Here is a 19,645-nt window from a genome sequence, read left to right on the forward strand (position 1 = left end):
AGAGACTAAATCTGTTAAAAAAGTCAAATTACTATGAAGAGATTAAAGCTATTATTTGTTGCAGTGTTATTAGGCAGTGTAACAACCATACTCGCACAAACATTATCTATTTCCGGTAAGGTAACTGATGAAATAGGGAGCGCTGTTCCCGGAGTCAATATTTTTATAAAGGGAACTCAAGTTGGGGTTATTTCAGATTTTGAGGGTAATTATTTAATCGATAATGTACCAGCTGATGCAGTCCTGGTTTTCTCATTTATTGGGATGGAAACCCAAGAGGTCCAAATTACGAATAAAAATACCTCGGGAGCAATTAATATTGTAATGCGCTCCAGTAGTATTGGACTTGATGAAGTTATAGCAGTTGGTTATGGTACTCGAAAGAAAAGCTCTTTAACAGCAGCCATATCATCTGTTGGTGAAAAAGACATTGAAAAAACACAAAACTTAAGGGTTGAACAAGCACTGCAAGGACGAACAGCTGGTGTTACAGTAACCAGTAGTTCAGCGCAGCCAGGAGCCGGTATGTCAGTGCGTATTCGAGGAGCCGGTACTAATGGTAACTCTGATCCATTGTATATTGTTGATGGACTACCTGTTGGAGGTATCGATTACTTGAACCCGGGTGATATTGCCAGCATGGAGATATTAAAGGATGCGGCTTCATCATCTATTTATGGAGCTCGTGGTGCGAATGGTGTAGTACTTATTACCACTAAGAAAGGTAAAGCCCAAGCCTTTACTGTAACTTATGATGGTTATCACAGTATTCAAAATCCGGAGCGTAAATTGTCTTTGATGGATGCTGATCAGTATGTGCTTTTCTATAATGAAGCACAACTAAACGACGGCGTTCGTCCAATGGATTTTAATCGTCGTGCCAACACAGATTGGCAAGATGAGATCTACAATAAAAACGCGCCAATGATGAACCATAGTGTTACCTTGAATGGTGGAACCGAGCGAGCCAAGATATCAAGTGGTATATCTTATTTTGGGCAAGAGGGTTTGGTTGCACCTGATAACTCAAACTATGGTCGTATTACAGCACGTGTCAACGCCGAAACAAAAAGTCATAATGATAAATTACGTACCGGTACTTCACTGTATTATTCTAATATTGAGAGTAGTGGTATTTCTGTAAATAACATTTATGGAGGACCTTTGGCATCAGCCTATAACTTAGATCCATTAACACCAGTACGGGATGAAAATGGGGAGTATGGAGTGTCAGATTATGTAAGCCAAGGTATTACTAACCCAGTAGGTAAAATGGAGTATCTGCATTCACAAACCCGAACCGACAAGTTTGTGGGTAATATGTTTGTAGAATACAGCATTCTCGAGAATTTGAAATTCAAAAGTTCATATGGTATCGACCTGGCATATGTAACCTGGGAAGATTACAATCCGGTTTATAAACTCAGTCCATCAGATTTTAACCTGGTTGATGATGTGCAAAAGAGTATGACACGTTATTTCAATCACAACTGGGAGAACATAATTACTTATGATCTGGATATAAATAAGCACAGCTTTAATGTTGTTGCTGGTAGTACTATATTGGAGGAAACGTCCCATAGCCTTTGGGGGAGCGGTGTTGACATTACTAAAACGCCTAAAGGCCCTGACTATGCATACATTGATAATACGATAAGCGATAAAGAAACACGTAATTCCAGTGGTGGCAAGGGTATTCCCAATAGATTGGTATCGTTTTTCTCTCGTGTTAACTACGATTTTAACGAAAAATACTTCTTTTCTGCAACATTCAGAGCAGATGGTTCATCTCGTTTTGGTCCGGACAATAAATATGGTTACTTCCCATCTTTCTCAGGTGGATGGGTGCTAACCAATGAAAATTTTGCAGCTTCACTTAAAAGTGTTGCCAACTTTATAAAGCTAAGAGCCAGTTGGGGACAAAATGGTAGTAATCACATCGGCAATTTCGTTTATGTGTCAAATATTTCTGATGCAGGTAGCTATGTGATAGGTAATCCTTTAACCAGTGGTACTTCCATGCAGGGCTTAGCACCTAACACTATTCCAACGCCAGATATCCGCTGGGAAACATCTGAACAAACAGATATTGGTTTAGATGCTCATTTCTTAGATAGTAAGTTCACCTTTACCTTCGACTACTATAATAAGCTAACAAAAGACTTACTTCTATCAGTTAAGATTCCTGGACACTACGGAAGTAACTCACCTATTGATAATGCCGCTGAGGTACGTAACAGTGGTTATGAATTTGAATTTGGCTATAATGATAAGGCCGGTGAATTCGCATGGGGTGCCAATGCTAATATCTCATTTAATGACAATGAAGTAACCTATATTGGTAATGATGAAAAGGTACTGGGAGGTGCTGTTGTTCAAACTTATGGATTGGTTACAAGAGCTGAAGAAGGTGAACCTCTTGGTTATTTTTGGGGTTATGAAACGGATGGATTGTTTCAGAACCAAACAGATATTGACAATATGCCAGTTTCTGTCAATGAAAATGGCGACATCGTAAAAATGTTACCAAATGCCCAGCCGGGAGATGTGCGTTTTGTCGACCAAAATGGAGATGGTATATTGGATGACAATGATAAAATCAACCTGGGCAACTCAAACCCTGTTTATTTCTATGGTTTATCCTTGTTTGCCGATTGGAAAGGGTTCGATGTTTCTGTATTTATGCAAGGAGCTGGAGGTCATCAAATTGCCAACCTTTCTCGACGTTTAGATGCTGGTCTAACAAACTTGCCTGCAACAATGCTTAATCGTTGGACTGGAGAAAATTCAACCAATAGTGAGCCACGTGCTTCAATTGAAGATCCAAATAAAAACTATAGTCGATTCTCAGACAGGTATGTTGTTGATGCTGATTATTTGCGCATCAAGAATGTTCAGTTAGGGTATACATTCAACAAAAAGACACTTTCGCGTTTAAAAATCGAACACTTAAAGCTTTATGTAGCGGCCCAGAATTTATACACATTCACCGATTATCCGGGTGTTGATGTTGAATTTGGTTCAGGTACCATAAATTCTGGTGTCGATACGGGTACATACCCCCAGGCAAGAACTTTTACAATTGGTATGAACTTAAGGTTTTAATCAATGCTCTTGCTTGAATCACATTTTTAAATAGTTACAAAGATTTAAATAATATGAAACAATATATTTTACATATAACAATGGCTCTTTTGATTATAGGAGCTCCTTCGTGTGATGATTATCTGGAAGTAGATAATCATACGGCAACAACCGAAGATAATTTCTACCAGACAGAGGAAGATGCCTATGCAGCACTCTATGCAGCCTATAATGCCACTACTGATGATAAAGGTGGAACTAATGAGTTTGAGTTTTTTCTTAATATGTGTTCGGATGACATGTTTACCGGTGGCGGTAGCTCTTCCGATGGAACTGATGTCAGGCGTTTTGAAAAGCATAAAATGCTGGCGACTGATTGGCAGCATGATCAATTTTGGTGGAGAGGCTATGTAGGTGTTTATCGTACCAATGTGGCACTTAAGAAGATACCTCAAATTGCGTTTGAAAATGAAGGGGAAAAGGCAAGAATATTGGCTGAGCTTAAGTTTATTAGGGCCTATATTTACGCCAACCTGGTGCGTATGTACGAAAACATACCGCTGATAACTGAACCTATTACATTGGCTGATGCTGACGTAGGTCAGGCTAATCCTGATGATGTTTATGAGCAAATCGCTATTGACTTTTTAGCTGCAATCGAAGATTTACCAAGTTCAGTAGAAGGGGAAGAGGGACGTGTGACTAAATACGCTGCACAAGCTATGTTGGCCCGTGTTTACTTGTTCTATACAGGGTTTTATGGTCAAACAGAAATGCCGGGTGGAGTAACACTTAATAGCATTAGTACATTAGTTGATAATATTATTGAAGAAAGTGAACATGGACTGGTGGACGATTTCGCTGATCTTTGGTTGGTATCAGGTTCTGATGAGTCTTATTACAGTAAAGAACATGTTTACCAAATCCCTTACTCGTATAATGGTAAAGGAGCCAGCCGCTCCGATGTTCAGTTTTACGGATTGAGAGACATTTCAAATACAGATACTTACGCTGCCGGCTGGGGATTCGGAACTATCCATCCTGATGTATATAGCATTTATGACCCGGCTGATGAGAGAAGAAATGCTACTATATTGGATGCAGATAGTGAAGTTGGAGAAAATGATTATTCTAACAGTTATCAGCATACTGGTTATTATTTCAAAAAGTTTACGCCTTTAAGCCGTTTTGTTGATGATCCGGCTTTTAGCGGACATCCAGATGGACGTACGGTTGTTAGGTATGCCGATGTGCTTTTAATGGCTGCTGAATTATCACTAAACGGTGGAACATTTACCAGAAGTGCACAGAGTTATTATGAAGAAGTGCGCGTACGTGCTGGTTTTAGTGTACACCCGCCGGTTAGTACAGAAAGGGTATTTGACGAGCGCAGAAAAGAATTCTTTGGTGAAGGCTTACGTTATTGGGATTTGTTAAGACGCGGTATTGATGTCGCAGACGAAGCCATCTCTAATAATTACGAAAGTCCTTTTGATGTAACATTTGACAGAGCGACACGTGGTGTTTGGCCAATTGCCGATGTACAAATACAATTATCGAGTTCCAGCTCGAAGCCATTGAAACAAAACACAGGTTATTAAGCAACTAAAAAAATCTAAAAATGAAAATTATATCACAAATACTATTGTTTATCCTGGCTGTAGGTTTATGGAGTTGCGAACCAACAGAAGTAGGTGTAGTTGACGACTATAAAAAACAAGATCCGGAAAGTTTAAAAGAACTGGCTGGTAAAATACAGATTAATGTAACAGAATTGGCGGCACAAATATATGAAGTAGAATATGTTCGAGGTGCCGGTGGCGAAGCTGATAATGATATTCAGTTTATAACCTGGGATTTTGGAAATGGACAAACCAGCAAGCAAGATAAAGACACCGTTTATTTTATCGATCCGGGTGAATACACAATTACCTTTAATGCTTACACCTATGATGGTGAGCTTTCTAAGGAGGCAGAAACTGTAACAGCAACAGAAACGCTTTGGTGTGCAATTGGGCAACGTATTATGCTCGATAATTTTGATGATGAAGCTGCTTATGCTGGTTCATGGATACAAAAGCATCCGAATGACGTAGCACTTTTTAAAGATTATCATGTTGATGAGAACCCTTATCAGTTTCCTGAGGATAATAATGTATTGCTAATAGGAAAAGCCGGTGGCTGGTGGACCGAAGTAGCTTACGATTTCGATTCCGAGGTATTTGACTTCTCACATGCAGGTATGTGGCGTAAAGTAGCTATGCGTTTTTATATTCCAAGCACTTTTGAGGTGCCGGAAGGAAACTTTGACTTTAACATCCCTGAGTCATACTTAAACCTTAAAATTGGTCTGAACGATGGTTCAGGACGTCAGGAAATTGAGCGTAATATCAAATTGAATGAATTAGACCAATGGATTGATGTGGAATTTGATTTTACAGACAGCACCTTCGACCAGATTGACCCAACTAAAGTAGAAAGCATTTGGGTAATGTTTACACATGCCTGGGATAACGACAGAGGTGCTGGTCGTGATGGAACTGGTGTTATTATGGTTGATGACATTGAATTAATTCAAAAAGTTCCTGGTTGTTTGGAATAAAGTTTAAGTACTAAAACATTAATATAATGAAGAAATCAATATATACTATCGCAATTGCATTGTTAACGCTAACAGTAGCTTGTGAAGATGAAAGTAATCCAAAAGACTGGGATGAGAATTTAATCGACCTGGATGTTTCGTTTACCAATGTTTCTGATGAGATTGGTATTGCCAACAGCTATGAGTTTAATAACAGCACACCAGGTTTGAGTTATATTGAGTGGGATTTTGGTAATGGAACCACGGTGCGTCAGGAATCGGGAGTATTTATTTACACAGTAGATGGTACATATCAGCCCAAAGTAACTGCTGTTTATGGTAATAGAGTGAATGTTGAAACCTTCGACGAAATAAGTGTTTCTGCAGATGAGTTAATTATTGTCACAGATGTTTCTAAACCAGGTATAGCAGGAGAAGAAAACTTGAGACAATTACAGATTAATGCGGATGCCTCAACCGTTTTTACAGACAGTCGTTGGGATTTTGGCGATGGAACATGGATTAATACAGCTACAACAGACACCACCTTGCGTTATTTAGATGCCGGTACTTATACAGTTAAATTTGAAGCTTTTGTTCAAGGTGCTTTACTAAGTACCGAAACAACAGTTACCATTGAAAATGGCGATATTCAAAAGCAAAGTATTGTCTTTAACAACTTTGATGACGATGCTGCCTATCCGGGAGTTTGGGGTGAAGCCAATGGTGATACGAAATTACTTAATGAATATAACCCAGGCACTAACCCATATGCATTCGATGGTAGTAATGTATTACTAATGGGTAAATCAGGTGGCTGGTGGACCGAAGCCAACTATAGTATCTCTGAAGGATCACTTAATTTTTCAGGTGAATATACCGAAGTGGGCTTGCGCGTGTACCTTGAAGGAAGTACGGTTAACATTGGCGGAGTTGATTATAACTTCAATATGCCGGAAAGCGAGCGCTTGCTAAAAATTGGACTTTCGACCATTAACGATTGGGATGGTCGTGTAGAAGTGGAACACACCATTACTTCCACGGATGGCTGGGTCGACCTATCTTTTGATTTCTCAAATAAAGATTTCTCGCATAATAAAATCGAGGCCAATGATATCAGGCATTTATGGGTAATGTTTAGCCATGGTAAAGGAACAAGTGGTGTAATTTATGTGGATGATATCGTTTTACGTAAAGAGTATCCGGGAATAAAGAAACTATAAGAATTGATAAATGTAAAGAGGTGGATGCTAATCGCCTCTTTACATACAATTGATTTTAAACAGAACAAGATGAAACAGATACTCCCTTTAATAATAATGGTACTTAACATTTGTGCTATTAATGCCCAAACACTCACTACCGATGGCAGGTTGATTAAAGATGATCAGGGGAATAAAGTAATTCTTCGTGGGATAGGAACCGGAAATTGGGTGTTGATGGAAGGGTACATGATGAAAACCGCCGGAGTAGCTGGTACGCAGCATGAATTCCGAAATAAGTTAAATGAGGTGATTGGTGAAACAGCTACCGATGATTTCTTTGAACTATGGTGGGATAATCACATGACCAAAGCAGATGTAGATTCCATGGCCAAATGGGGTTTTAACAGCTTACGTCTAGCCATGCACTATAACCAGTTTACACCGCCCATTGAAGATGAAAGTGCAACAAATTTAAGCACTAAGAATTACACTTGGCATGAAAGTGGTTTTGAGCGTGTGGATGATGTGCTAAGTTGGTGTAAAGCTAATAATATGTACCTGATATTAGATTTACATGCGGCGCCAGGTGGACAAGGACGAAATGCTGATATTAGCGATTATGACGACAGTAAACCTTCTTTATGGGAAGATGTCAACAATCGGCATAAGATGGTGGCCCTTTGGCGAAAATTGGCTGAACGCTATAAAGATGAGCCTTGGATTGGCGGATATGACCTCTTGAATGAAACCAATTGGAGTGAACTGAAAGATAATGGTAATGAACTGTTATGGAATCTGCTGGAAGAGTGTACTGATGTCATCCGTGAAACAGGCGATAATCACATCATCTTTTTAGAAGGTAATGATTGGGCCAATAACTACGACGGGTTACCAGATCCTCTTTGGGACGATAACTTAGTAATTAGCTTTCACAAATATTGGAACAATGTGGATGCCAATTCACTCGATTGGATAATAGAGAGAAGCATACAGCATAATGTACCACTTTGGTTGGGCGAAAGTGGTGAAAACTCTAATGTTTGGTATACACATCTGATTGCTCTATGCGAAAGCAAAGATATTGGTTGGTCGTGGTGGCCGGTTAAAAAGAATGGTATCAACAATGTAATGTACGTTGAGGAACCAGAATCATACAAGAAACTAATTGATGGCTGGCGAACACCTGAATCTTCGGATGATGTTACCGGACAGGCGGCGATCGATGCTGTAACTGAATGGGCTAACAATCATAAAATTGAGAATGTGCGGGTTATGTACGATGTAATTGATGCCATGATTCGTCAGTCACACACTTACGATACAAAGCCATATAAAACACATGCAATTGGTGATAAAACCTGGTTTGCCGACTATGATATGGGACGTAATGGTTACGCCTATTGGGATACAGATACAGCTAACCTGAGTCAGGTAACGGATTATACCGATTGGAATACAGGTTGGGCGTATCGCAGCGATGGCGTTGACGTACAACATTGTACTGATACCAACCAGGATGGTTCTTTTGTAGAAGCTCCCTATAATGTTGGCTGGACGGCAGATCAGGAATGGTTACAATACACCATAAACAACACAACCGAGCAGTCATATACGCTTAATATTCGTCATGCTGGTAATGTTGCAAAAATTAAGTTGATGGCCAATGGTTTAGATGTTACATCAACATTGGAATTACCATCAACAGGCAGCTATGAAACCTGGTTGACCACAGCGTTTAACGGCATTATTTTGCCTGCCGGAGAGGTTAAAATTGTATTTTATTTCGAGCAAGGAGGGGCGAACCTGAATTATTTCGAATTTACTAATCCACAGCCAATCAGTAGTGTAGAGTTTAAAGCTTTCTCGGTTGAGTCAAATACTTTGGGTAACCAAGTTTTTTTAACACTCAACAAAGAGGTGACATCAGGTAGCAGTTTGCAGTTGAACGAATTTAGTTTAGTAAACAAAGATGGTGTTGATATTCAATTAAGTGATGTAAAGATTAGTTCAGAGAATGCGAAAGTTCTGGAATTAACAACCAGTTCGACCTTTACTTATTTTGATGAGCTTTTATTGAGTTACAATGGAACCAGTGTCCAATCAGGAGAAGAGGAACTGGTAGTTTTTTCAAATTTGCCGGTATTTAATAATTTACCAATGCGTCATGCAGTTCCGGGTAAAATTGAAGCTGAAGATTTTCATTATAACAATGGCTTTACGTTTGAGAATTGCACCGATGTAGGTGGTGGAAAAAATTCATCATATGCGCGTGAAGGATATTACCTGGATTATCTCATCTCAGTACAAAACACGGCTTATTATGACTTAAGTATGCGTGTTGCTTCAGAGAATAATGCACCTCGCTTATCCATGTGGTTAAGTACTGATAATGGTGAAACATTTGAATCGGTTGCTACCGTCAAACTAAGTAGTACTGGTAGTTGGAGTACCTGGCAAACGCAAAGTGGAACCTCTCTGTTGTTAAATAAAGGTGAATATGTTCTTCGCTTTAAAGTTGAGCAGCAAGAGCATAACCTCAATTGGTTTGAGTTTAAACAGGTAGGTGAGGTAATTTCTGATGATCCTGATGAAATATATTCTGCTACTAATTTTCAAATATCGTATGTATCCCCATCATGCTATCAACTGGCTGATGGGAGCATTACGATATTGAGTAAAGTTGCACCAATTAACATTACCTTAAATGGTGGCGACCAGCATCCAATAAGCCAAAATGTGGAGTATACAATAAGTGATTTATCTGCCGGTAGTTATGATCTTTTAGCAACATCCATTAATAACTACGATAGTTATCACAAAGTTGTTTTAAAGGAAGCAGAAGCACTGAAGAGTAAAGCCATTATTGACGGAACTACTGTTTCGTTTACAATTGAAGGCGGAGAAGCACCGTATACCATCCAGCTGAATGGTCAAACATACTTGCAGGAGACTTCAGCATTTACAATTGAAAATCTGTCATCAGGCTTGTATTCTGCAACCGTAATGGCTAACAATCAGTGTTCGGATGATGTAAAGCTCTCTTTTAATATCAATGCTTTTGAGATCTATCCAAATCCGGTTAGTAATGGTGTATTGTACTTGAATTGTCCCACTACTATTGACGAGCAAATGTATTTATTAGAGATTATTTCCATCAATGGTCAAAGCCTTCTTTCGCAGCAACAAAAAACAGGAAATAATCAGGTTGAAATGAATGTAAGCAGCTTAAAAAGTGGAGTTTATTTACTAAAAGTAACAAATAAAAACCTGGCTGAAACCATCAGGTTTATAGTACCATAACAAATAAAACAAAAAGAATTATGCGAACACAATTTATGATATTCAGTATAATGTTGGTGCTCTTTGCTTGTAGTAAGTCAGAAGATCCTAATTTGGCACCCAATCAACCAACCATTGTATCACCTGTTGATGGAGCAACCTGCGAAACTTTAAGACCATCCTTATCATGGGAGGCAAGTGATCCTGAAAATAACGATCTTACATACAACTTATGGATGGGCACCTCAGAAGGTAACCTCAGTATTGTAAGTGAAAATACACAACACTCACGCTATACACCTAACGAAAATCTTAAAAACGCAACAAAATATTATTGGCAAGTTGAAGCTAACGATGGTAATTCAAGCACAAAAAGTCAAATAGCTTCATTTTCAACAACCGGAGAAGGAGAAAGTGGTGTGCTTCCATCCAGACCTGTCATCATAGCACCAAAGAATAATATGGCTGCTGGTGATATTACTTTTAGCTGGCAAGCGACAACAGAAGGAGTAGGAACAATCACTTACGATTTATTTGTAAAGCACGGATCAGATTCTGATTTCGCTTTACTTCAAGAAGGAATATCAGAGACATCATTTACAGAAAACTTAGTTGCCGGCAATCTTAGTTGGTATGTTGAAGCTATTGATAGCAGAGGGCAAACATCGCGCAGTGCGGTCGTCTCCATAATAATTGATTAAATCATCAACCTAACATTTAATTGATCATTGAAACTTGAATAAATCACGATTATAAATAATGGTCAAAAGAACCTGAAAATTATTTTGGTTTCTTTTCATGCACATAGAATTACAACAAAATGAAAAACGCATTTATAATACTTGCTGTTATATCACTAACTGTTTTTTTAGTATCCTGCAGGCAAGAAAAAAGCTGTTCACCTTACGAAAAAGAAATTGAGAAGCTTTTGGCTCAAATGACAGTTGAAGAAAAAGTTGGTCAAACAGCACAATTTACTCTCGATGTGATTGGAGAAGGAGAAAACGTATATTCGAGTCATTTCCCTTTTAAGTTAGATGAGGTAATGCTAAAGGATGTTTTAGTCAATCGTAAAACAGGATCGATTCTTAATACGGCATCCAATACACCATTATCTTTAAAAGAATGGCACAGTGTGGTAAGTCGTATTCAAAAATTGGCTATGGAGACGACAGGAATACCTGTTATTTATGGTATTGATGCCATACACGGAACCACCTACACACAAAAGGCAACGTTTTTACCACAGCAAATTGGTCAGGCGGCTACTTTTAACAGGGAATTGGTTCGCAAAGGGGCTAAAAACACGGCTTATGAAACCAGGGCATCTAACCTGCCATGGAACTTTTCTCCGGTACTGGATTTAGGTCGCAATGCTGCATGGCCCCGAATTTGGGAAACATTTGGAGAGGATGTTTACTTAATTTCAGAGTTGGGGCAAGAAGTAATTAAAGGCTATCAGGGAGATGATAGAGAAGCTGTTGACAAACACCATGTGGCAGCTTGTCTAAAACACTATATGGGCTATGGCACACCTGTAAATGGTAAGGATAGAACGCCTGCCAATATTCCTTTGCAAGAATTAATTGAAAAGCATTACGAACCATTTGTAAGAGCTGTTGAAGCCGGTGCGTTAACGGTTATGGTTAACTCTGGTATTGTCAATGGTGAATCAGTACATGCCAGTTATAATTTGATGACTAAAATGTTAAAACAAGACTTGAATTTTGATGGTGTTGTAGTAACCGATTGGCAGGATATTAATAATTTGTATGCGCGCGACAGAATTGCCAAAGACGATAAGGAGGCCATAAAAATAGCCTTTAATGCCGGTATAGATATGGCAATGGTTCCGTATGATGTAGATTATACCGACTATTTTATTGAATTGGTTAATGAAGGGGAGGTACCGATATCGCGCCTTAATGATGCCGTGCGTCGTATCTTACGTTTAAAGTATCGATTAGGTTTATTTGAGAAACCTGTATTTGATTACACCGAATATGATCAATTTGCAAGTGAAGAGCATAAAGCGGATGCTCGAAAAACAGCGGAAGAATCAATTACCTTATTAAAAAATGAAAATAACTTGTTGCCTCTTTCAACTAAACAGCGCATCCTGGTAACAGGACCTAATGCGAACTCCATGCGTACGCTTCAAGGGGGATGGACCCTATCGTGGCAAGGTGAAAAAGTGGAGCAGTTTATAGACAACAAAAATACCTTCTTAAGATCCATAAAGCGTCATGCCGAAAATGTTGTATTTGCCCCAGGTGTATCATACAAAATGGATGCTTACTGGAAGGAAGAAATGACCGATATAGCAGCTGCAGTAAAGGCTGCAAAAAATGTGGATGTTATTGTAGCTTGTGTTGGAGAGAATACATATACAGAGAAACCAGGAGATCTAAATGACCTGTCTATTTCGCAAAACCAGCAAGACCTTGTTAAGGCCTTAGCCAAAACGGGTAAGCCTGTTATTTTAGTGCTTAATTCAGGACGACCTCGAACGATCTCCGATATTGAACCACTTACCGATGCCATTGTTCAAACCTATCTGCCTGGCACATTTGGCGGGGAAGTAACAGCGGATGTTTTATTCGGAATTACTAACCCGTCGGGTAAACTGCCATATACTTATCCTAAACATCCTAATTCATTAATGAATTACGATTATAAACCGGCTGAGAACCGGACAGAAATGGAAGGTGCATACAACTATGGAGCAGTTCAGGATTTACAATTTGGTTTCGGGCATGGTTTAAGTTATACAACATTTGCCTATAGCAATTTAACAGTTGATAAAACCGATTTTATGCCTTCTGATGTCCTAACTTTTTCTGTTGATGTCACAAACACAGGTAAAAGAGCAGGTAAAGAGGCTGTACTACTGTTTTCATCTGACCTGTATGCTTCCATTACACCCGATAACAGGCGCCTGAGAGCTTTTGACAAAATTGAGTTACAGCCTGGTGAAACAAATACTGTAGAGCTTAAAGTAAAAGCTTCAGATTTAGCCTTTGTAAACCTTGGTGGTGAGTGGGTTCTTGAGGAAGGAAAATTTAAAATACAAGTTGGTAGTAAGATAGTAATGATTAGTGCCTCAAGCTTTGGTAAGTGGGATAGTGCATTTAGATAGAGTTAAAAATTTCAATGAGAGAAAGGCTTTAGCCTATTCTCTCATTGAAATCTTAATACCTCGCAATTAATCCAAATTGTAGACCTATCGTTCTTTATTGAGTAGAAGTCAATTGTTTTTGAATAATGCAATCATGTTGATGATTATCAGACGCATTGTTCGTGTAACGCAGTACCCTTATATAATTACTAATTAAAAATGAAAATCATGAAAAAAATTACTCGAAGTATTCTTTTATTGTGTTGTCTTACAGCATTTGTTGCTACTACACAAGCACAAATCTTGTGGTTTGATTGGGAATCACCTGATAAAACACCTGCTGATGTAAGTTATTGGGATTGGGGTGCATCCTATTCGGTGGTGGATAATCCCACTACCGATGGCATTAATACGAGTGCTAAAGCAGGACTAGCGCATACTAATTCCAGTGATTGGGATGAATTTGGTTTTGATATTGATGGTAAATTCGATTTTACAGCATCGTATACCTTTACGATGAAAGTTAAGTCTGACACCGAAGGCGAGGTTTTGTTTAAAATAAAAGGTTCGGGACAAAGTGATAAGGAAATTCGAACCCAGAGACATACAGGAGGTGGTGATTGGGAATTGTTAACCTACGACTTTACCGATCTTGCACCTGCCAACGATGCTTATAATCGAATCGAAATAATATTTAATGCCGGTAATGGAACGGAAGGAGATTGGTATTTTGATGAAATCACCGTTCCGGGCGTTATAGCACCAGATGGTCTGGTAGAAGTTACTTTTTCGGTAACTGACAAATTAAGTTCCACTTCTATGTCGGTTGATTTTGATGGCAATAATATAGCATTAACGAACGATAATGGCATCTGGACAGGAAAACAGGCCGATGTACCTATTGGTAATCATACCTGGAACTTAAATGTAGATGGCAACTCCTATAAAACAGGAATTGCTATGAACATTGAAGTTGATAAAGATTTTTATACAGCTAAATATAAGGTTGCCAATACTAATTTAGTAATTGGTAAGACAGCATCAGCTCCAACAATTGATGGTGTTATTGATGGCCTGTGGACTAATGTTGCGGCAACAAATATGAACAATGTTTTTAATGGTGGTTTTGATGATGCAGCAGATCATTCAGCTTCTTTTAAAGCCCTTTGGGATGAAACGAACTTGTATGTACTTGTTGAGGTAACAGATCAAACATTAGTTAACTCAACAGGCAATGATTACGAACGTGATTGCGTAGAATTACTTATTGACATTGATAATGAAGGAGGTACCAATTACGATAATGATAAACAAATCCGTTATATCTGGAACGATGCCGATTATAATAATGGCAAAGGCACGAGTGCACATGCGGATGTTACCGAAGGTTGGTTAATAGAAATAGCATTACCCTGGACATATTTAGATGACAACTATACTGCTGTAGAAGGTGCTTTAATTGGCATGGACGTATCATCTACAGATAATGATGCAACAGGCAGAGAAGGTACACACGCCTGGATGGCAACAGAAGATAATGGATGGTGGAATCCGTCTGTTTTTGGTCAGGTAGAATTAGGTACAGTTGTTTCTACTGATATATCAGAAAATAGCCTGGAAGAGCTTCTTATGTATCCTAACCCTGTGACTGATGTTTTATACATTAAAGGTCTTAAAAGTGATACTTCAGTTAATGTATACAATACTGCTGGTAGTTTGGTTAAGCACGCTCCTGCTACCAACGGTGTAGTTAACTTAGTAGAACTACCGAGGGGTGTATATTTTGTAAATGTCAATGGTGCAACAACAAAAATAGTTAAGAAGTAAATTTTATTCTTCTTTAGCGTATAAGTTTGAAGAAAACCCCTAATTATTTGAGCATAAGATTGTACTTGATTTAAATTGATAGGAGTTAACTTTTCAAGGTTACTCCTATCTTTTTATTATTCTATCCCTAATTTGGATACAAGATTCATTGCAGATTATAAGTATATATTTTAATTGAGTTTCACAAAACCCATGCAAAGCGAGACAAAAAATAACTAATTACTTTGTCGCAACTCATTAAAGATAAGATGTAAGGTCTATCTTGGTCATATTTAAGTAAGTAATGGATGCTAAAGAAGGTCGTTATCCATCCTGTTGAAGTCCGTCTTTTATCCTATTGAAGCTTGCCAATGAGGTTGCCAAAGCTTAATTTCCTGACACTTTGTTTCAATCTTGTCCGGTTTTAATTCCAAAAACGAACCTATGTAAGCTCAAAACTGAAGCTTTCGAACGTAGTTATTAATGCGCAATGGCATTAATAGAACTGTATTATGGGATAAAGTCAGATGCTGAAGTAAAGTGAAATGCTGCCAGGTCTGGATCAGATTTGGGCTATAATCGCATTAAAAATGATGCAACTTTGCATCATTAATGACCTTCATTAAGGGTAGAATTGACCTTTGCTATGATAAATGTTAACGCAATCTGGCATAAGCTTGTCAGCATTTTACTTCACAGATGATGCCAATAAAAGTCTACTATTAGCTTAATAAGGTTAGTGTTTAAGGTTTGGTAAGTATGAAAATGACCTGAATAAGGTTTAATAGAGATGTTGAAAATGAAAATAAAAAATCCGGAGGTCTGCTTCCGGATTTAATTGATTATACTTCTTCAGTTTCAGTTTTACGTTTTCGACGCGGAAAATGTGTTTTCAGTTCATCATACACTTCTTTGGCTCCTGGTATATTGTTTTTAGCTGCAAGCTTCACATTGTTGTAAAATAATAAGGCATTATTATACGCCTCACTACCGGCCAGCATAGCCGTATCATTTATCAGACTTGCCAACGCTGTTAAGTTGTTTTCCAGAGGCAATAATTGTGTAGCATCCGTCACATCAATATCGAATTCTTCTTGTGTTACAAATGAAGGTAAAAGTTCAGGATACTCTTTGCTTAAATCATTTGAATTTGTTACAAAACTCAGAGCTTTCTCGCCCATTTTTAGAATGGTTCGCCGTTGATCTTTCGTTAAAGTTGTCAAATAAGGAGTCAGTAGGTCGTTAATCTCAGTTACTTTGGTGTTTACTTGTTCTAATACTTCACTTGGAATGCTTTCGTCATGAATGTTCTTCATTTTATCTTATCTTTGAAATTCTACAATGAGCGCGAACCACATTGACCGGAAGTTTGCAGACCCAAGGCCAGTTGTGATTCGTGCTTTTTATTTAATGTTAAATTAACAATATGATTGATTCAATCATCCCTTTCTTGATGAATGGTGTAGATTGTTTAATGAAACATATGTTTATTACGACTATTGCACACCTAACGTTATTTAGCCTGACATGGGTAATTGAGACTATTATTAATAAATAATTGAATGATATACATTACTCAAATTTTTATAAATTGAGGATTTCGATAGAAAAATAATTAGTGTTAATCTGTGAGTGGTCTTGAGTCTAATATAGACTTTTAATAAAAAAAATTAGAAGAAAGGACGTTCGGCAATACGCCAAACGTCCTCTGCTTTATTGACAGTGTTTACAGTTAAGTGATGTGCACTGTCGGATTAAGAATCTGTTGTTTTAATTAAGAAACTGTTTTAAGCTTTATCCTTCGGTTTATTTTGGTGAATTAATTCCTCATACTACTGCAAAATTTTTTTAAATAGCGATGCTATTCGCATTATTTTGCCTTGTCTGAGAGCTTAATTCTTCCAAAATAATTAGCTCCGCTGAACGATGTTTCACAAAAACAAAATTTAAACAGTTTCTAAGATTGGGTATTGAATACTTTCAGAAACTCGATAGGATCGTAAAATACTTTGTGGTACACAATTTTACCATTTTCTACTTTAAACCATTCTGCCAGTTCCAGTGTCAGTTCTTCCCCTTTGGGCCCCTTGAGATAGATATCCTCAATCAAACAAATTTCATTTCCTTGTTCAAGGGTCTGATGATGCTTCCAACCAATATGTCTGTGTAGGAAATTGTTTAAGAGCTCCTCATACTCTGCCCGATTGTTACATTGCATTGCCGGTCCAATAAATTTGATGTTCTCATCCATTAGGCTAACGGCACCTGCAACATCCTTGTGATCGTTTGTATATCGGATAAACTCCGCTACAACATCTTTTGCTAATTTCGTCATAATACAGATTTTTAATGTTTACTATATCTTTGACAATTCTTAAGTATTTTTCGGACGGAAACTCAATCCTTTTTTTCAAAGGATAGTTTGTTTAATCTCATCCTGAATATATAGTAAGCAAAGCTATTGGTAAGGTTCAGTTTAGAACCTTATAGGAATATTTAATGTATTAATTTTTGGAATCAGGTTCATCATCAGTTTTTGATTGAGATGTTTGTTTTGTCTTAGTTGCAAAAATGTATAAGCTGTATACCAAAATGTTTAAGTGATAAGAACCCGTATAACCGAACTTTGTATCAGTTAATAATTCAACAACTGATAGAAATGAAAACAACTGTAAAAACAATGTTCGGTCTGTTGCTGATAGCAGCCTCGATAAATTTATCAGCTCAAAGTAGTAATCACTTAAAAGGTAATACAATGGAAAATTTCAAAGCTGGAACAAACGAAGTGACTTTCAAATCATTTGGAGTAGAATTAGTTGGAAATTTATACCTCCCTGAAGGTTTTGACCCAAACAAAAAGTACAAAGCAATAGTTAGTGCGAGTCCGTTTCCACAGGTTAAGGAACAAATTCCCGCAACTTACGGACCAGAAATGGCTAATAGGGGATTCGTTTTCTTAGGGTTTGATTATTTAGGAATGGGAGATTCCCCAGCTCTTCCTGGAGAACATAAACAATCGAGGTATATGTTTCGTCTTATTGAAAATACATGGGATGCTGTATCCTATTTAGGAACACTGCCTTTTGTAGAAGAGATTTATGGCCTTGGTGTATGTCAAGGTGGTTCAATTATTGCTTCAGCAGCAGTTACAGACCACAGAATTAAGAAAATTGCAACTATTTCAGGCATGATGGCGGCAGATAATTTCCAGTGGCTTGGTAGAGAAATAACAGACCAACAGATTGCTGCTGCAAATGCTTCCATGCAAAAGCAGTATGAAACTGGGGAGCCAGATTATGTAGCTCCATTTGGCCTTAACGATGAGCAATCAAGAGAAGAATTTGTTGAAGCCGCAGCATACCCGGCAATGGCCGGAGAAACATATGATTACTATGGTAGAGATGGCTTTAGAGGACCTAAAGCTGTTAAGAACTTCACTAATATGCACATTGGCGACCAGGCAATGCAATCATTATTTTCTATAGGCGAAGCTTATGCCGACAAGATTGTACAGCCTACTATTGTAATCTATGGAACAACTGCTTCTACAGCTATTTGTTCAACTGGATTTATTGAGAAGCTTACAAATAACCCTGAGGTTGTTGCTTTGAGTGAATTTAGCCATGTTGATTTCTATTACAAACCGGAAGCTGTAAAAGTATCAACAGATGCTGTAGCGGAATTCTTCAATAAGTAATTGATTAAGGTAGAGATCAGAAAATGGTCTCTACCTAACTTAAAGCATTACAATTATGAGTGAAAAAGTGTTTGATGAATGTCAGCTGGCACCGCATGTTTTGGATAGAGGTGTGGCCCAAAAACTGTGGGAGTTATCAGAAAAGAAAACGAATTGTAAATGGGAGTTATAAGAATCGAAATGAAACAATTATTAACCATCGCTATATTAATGGGACTAATTAACGCATGTACGAATGCTCAAAGTAAACACAGAGAAATTGATACAACAAGCGGAGCCTCTATTCAAGTGGGTGACATAATTAAACTGGATGCACCGGATTTTAACAGTGAAGTCACATTGATGAAAGCATTACAAAACAGAAAGTCAACACGCAGTTTTGCTAAGCAAGAAATCAAAAAGCAAGACCTGAGTAACTTGTTATGGGCTGCAGGAGGGATCAACCGGGAGAATGGTGGCAGAACGGTTCCTTTGCTGGGCGATATCGGCATTTATGTGGCCATGTCAACGGGTGTTTACCACTATCAGCCTGATGAGCATGCCTTAAAACAAATTATCACTCAAGATATTCGTCACCAGATATCAGAACAAAACACGGTAAAACAAGCACCTGTAGTGTTTATTTATGCCATTGACGATAACTCGTTTCCCGATTTCATGTTAAAAGCCATGAAAGAAGCCCATGGAATGGATTTCTATTATGGCAACCAAACAGCTTATTCAACACAGAATGTGTATTTATATGCCTGCAGCAATAATATGAATGCAGTGGTGATTGGTGGTTTTAATAGAGAGTTTGTAGACGAAAAACTATTGTTTGATGATAGCAGAAATGCGTATCTTATCCAGTTGGTAGGTTATAGCAATTAAATGAA

12 protein-coding genes are annotated in these 19,645 nt (G+C 38.0%); 10 read left to right on the forward strand and 2 right to left on the reverse strand.

The window, feature by feature from the left end; genetic code table 11:
- Positions 1 to 33: 33 nt before the first annotated feature.
- The 8 genes from AC4MRQ_RS08090 to AC4MRQ_RS08125 all read left to right on the forward strand — a co-directional run bounded on the left by AC4MRQ_RS08090 (position 34) and on the right by AC4MRQ_RS08125 (position 15,094).
- Positions 34 to 3,105 (forward strand): SusC/RagA family TonB-linked outer membrane protein, encoded by a 3,072-nt coding sequence (locus AC4MRQ_RS08090; RefSeq protein WP_491197156.1) that lies wholly within the window; start codon positions 34 to 36, stop codon positions 3,103 to 3,105.
- A gap of 53 nt (positions 3,106 to 3,158) precedes the next feature.
- Positions 3,159 to 4,685, forward strand: a complete 1,527-nt coding sequence (locus AC4MRQ_RS08095; RefSeq protein ID WP_491197157.1) for a RagB/SusD family nutrient uptake outer membrane protein — start codon at positions 3,159 to 3,161, stop codon at positions 4,683 to 4,685.
- Between the two features lie 20 nt (positions 4,686 to 4,705).
- On the forward strand, positions 4,706 to 5,686 hold the full coding sequence (locus AC4MRQ_RS08100; protein ID WP_491197158.1) for a hypothetical protein: 981 nt from the start codon (positions 4,706 to 4,708) through the stop codon (positions 5,684 to 5,686).
- Between the two features lie 26 nt (positions 5,687 to 5,712).
- Entirely contained in the window at positions 5,713 to 6,888 is a 1,176-nt protein-coding gene (locus AC4MRQ_RS08105; RefSeq protein WP_491197159.1) for a PKD domain-containing protein, read from the forward strand.
- Between the two features lie 69 nt (positions 6,889 to 6,957).
- Entirely contained in the window at positions 6,958 to 10,170 is a 3,213-nt protein-coding gene (locus tag AC4MRQ_RS08110) for a cellulase family glycosylhydrolase (RefSeq protein WP_491197160.1), read from the forward strand.
- A gap of 20 nt (positions 10,171 to 10,190) precedes the next feature.
- A complete protein-coding gene (locus tag AC4MRQ_RS08115) occupies positions 10,191 to 10,850 on the forward strand; it encodes a glycoside hydrolase family 78 protein (RefSeq protein ID WP_491197161.1) in 660 nt (219 codons plus the stop codon).
- 119 nt (positions 10,851 to 10,969) lie between these two features.
- Positions 10,970 to 13,288, forward strand: coding sequence for a glycoside hydrolase family 3 N-terminal domain-containing protein (locus AC4MRQ_RS08120; protein WP_491197162.1), 2,319 nt, complete (start codon positions 10,970 to 10,972; stop codon positions 13,286 to 13,288).
- Positions 13,289 to 13,495: 207 nt separating this feature from the next.
- Positions 13,496 to 15,094 (forward strand): T9SS type A sorting domain-containing protein, encoded by a 1,599-nt coding sequence (locus AC4MRQ_RS08125; protein WP_491197163.1) that lies wholly within the window; start codon positions 13,496 to 13,498, stop codon positions 15,092 to 15,094.
- A gap of 821 nt (positions 15,095 to 15,915) precedes the next feature.
- Here AC4MRQ_RS08125 and AC4MRQ_RS08130 read toward each other — a convergent pair.
- Positions 15,916 to 16,389: a hypothetical protein gene (locus AC4MRQ_RS08130; protein WP_491197164.1), complete on the reverse strand. Its 474-nt coding sequence runs from the start codon at positions 16,387 to 16,389 to the stop codon at positions 15,916 to 15,918.
- Between the two features lie 641 nt (positions 16,390 to 17,030).
- Complete coding sequence (locus AC4MRQ_RS08135; protein WP_491197165.1) at positions 17,031 to 17,408, reverse strand: nuclear transport factor 2 family protein; 378 nt, start codon at positions 17,406 to 17,408, stop codon at positions 17,031 to 17,033.
- A 420-nt stretch (positions 17,409 to 17,828) separates the two neighbouring features.
- On the opposite strand from AC4MRQ_RS08135, the gene AC4MRQ_RS08140 reads away from it, so the two are divergent.
- Positions 17,829 to 18,770 carry an alpha/beta hydrolase gene (locus AC4MRQ_RS08140; protein ID WP_491197166.1) on the forward strand — a complete coding sequence of 314 codons (942 nt, stop codon included), beginning with the start codon at positions 17,829 to 17,831 and terminating at the stop codon, positions 18,768 to 18,770.
- 180 nt (positions 18,771 to 18,950) lie between these two features.
- A complete protein-coding gene (locus AC4MRQ_RS08145) occupies positions 18,951 to 19,640 on the forward strand; it encodes a nitroreductase family protein (RefSeq protein ID WP_491197167.1) in 690 nt (229 codons plus the stop codon).
- Positions 19,641 to 19,645: the final 5 nt, after the last annotated feature.

It is taken from the genome of Carboxylicivirga sp., from assembly GCF_982718395.1.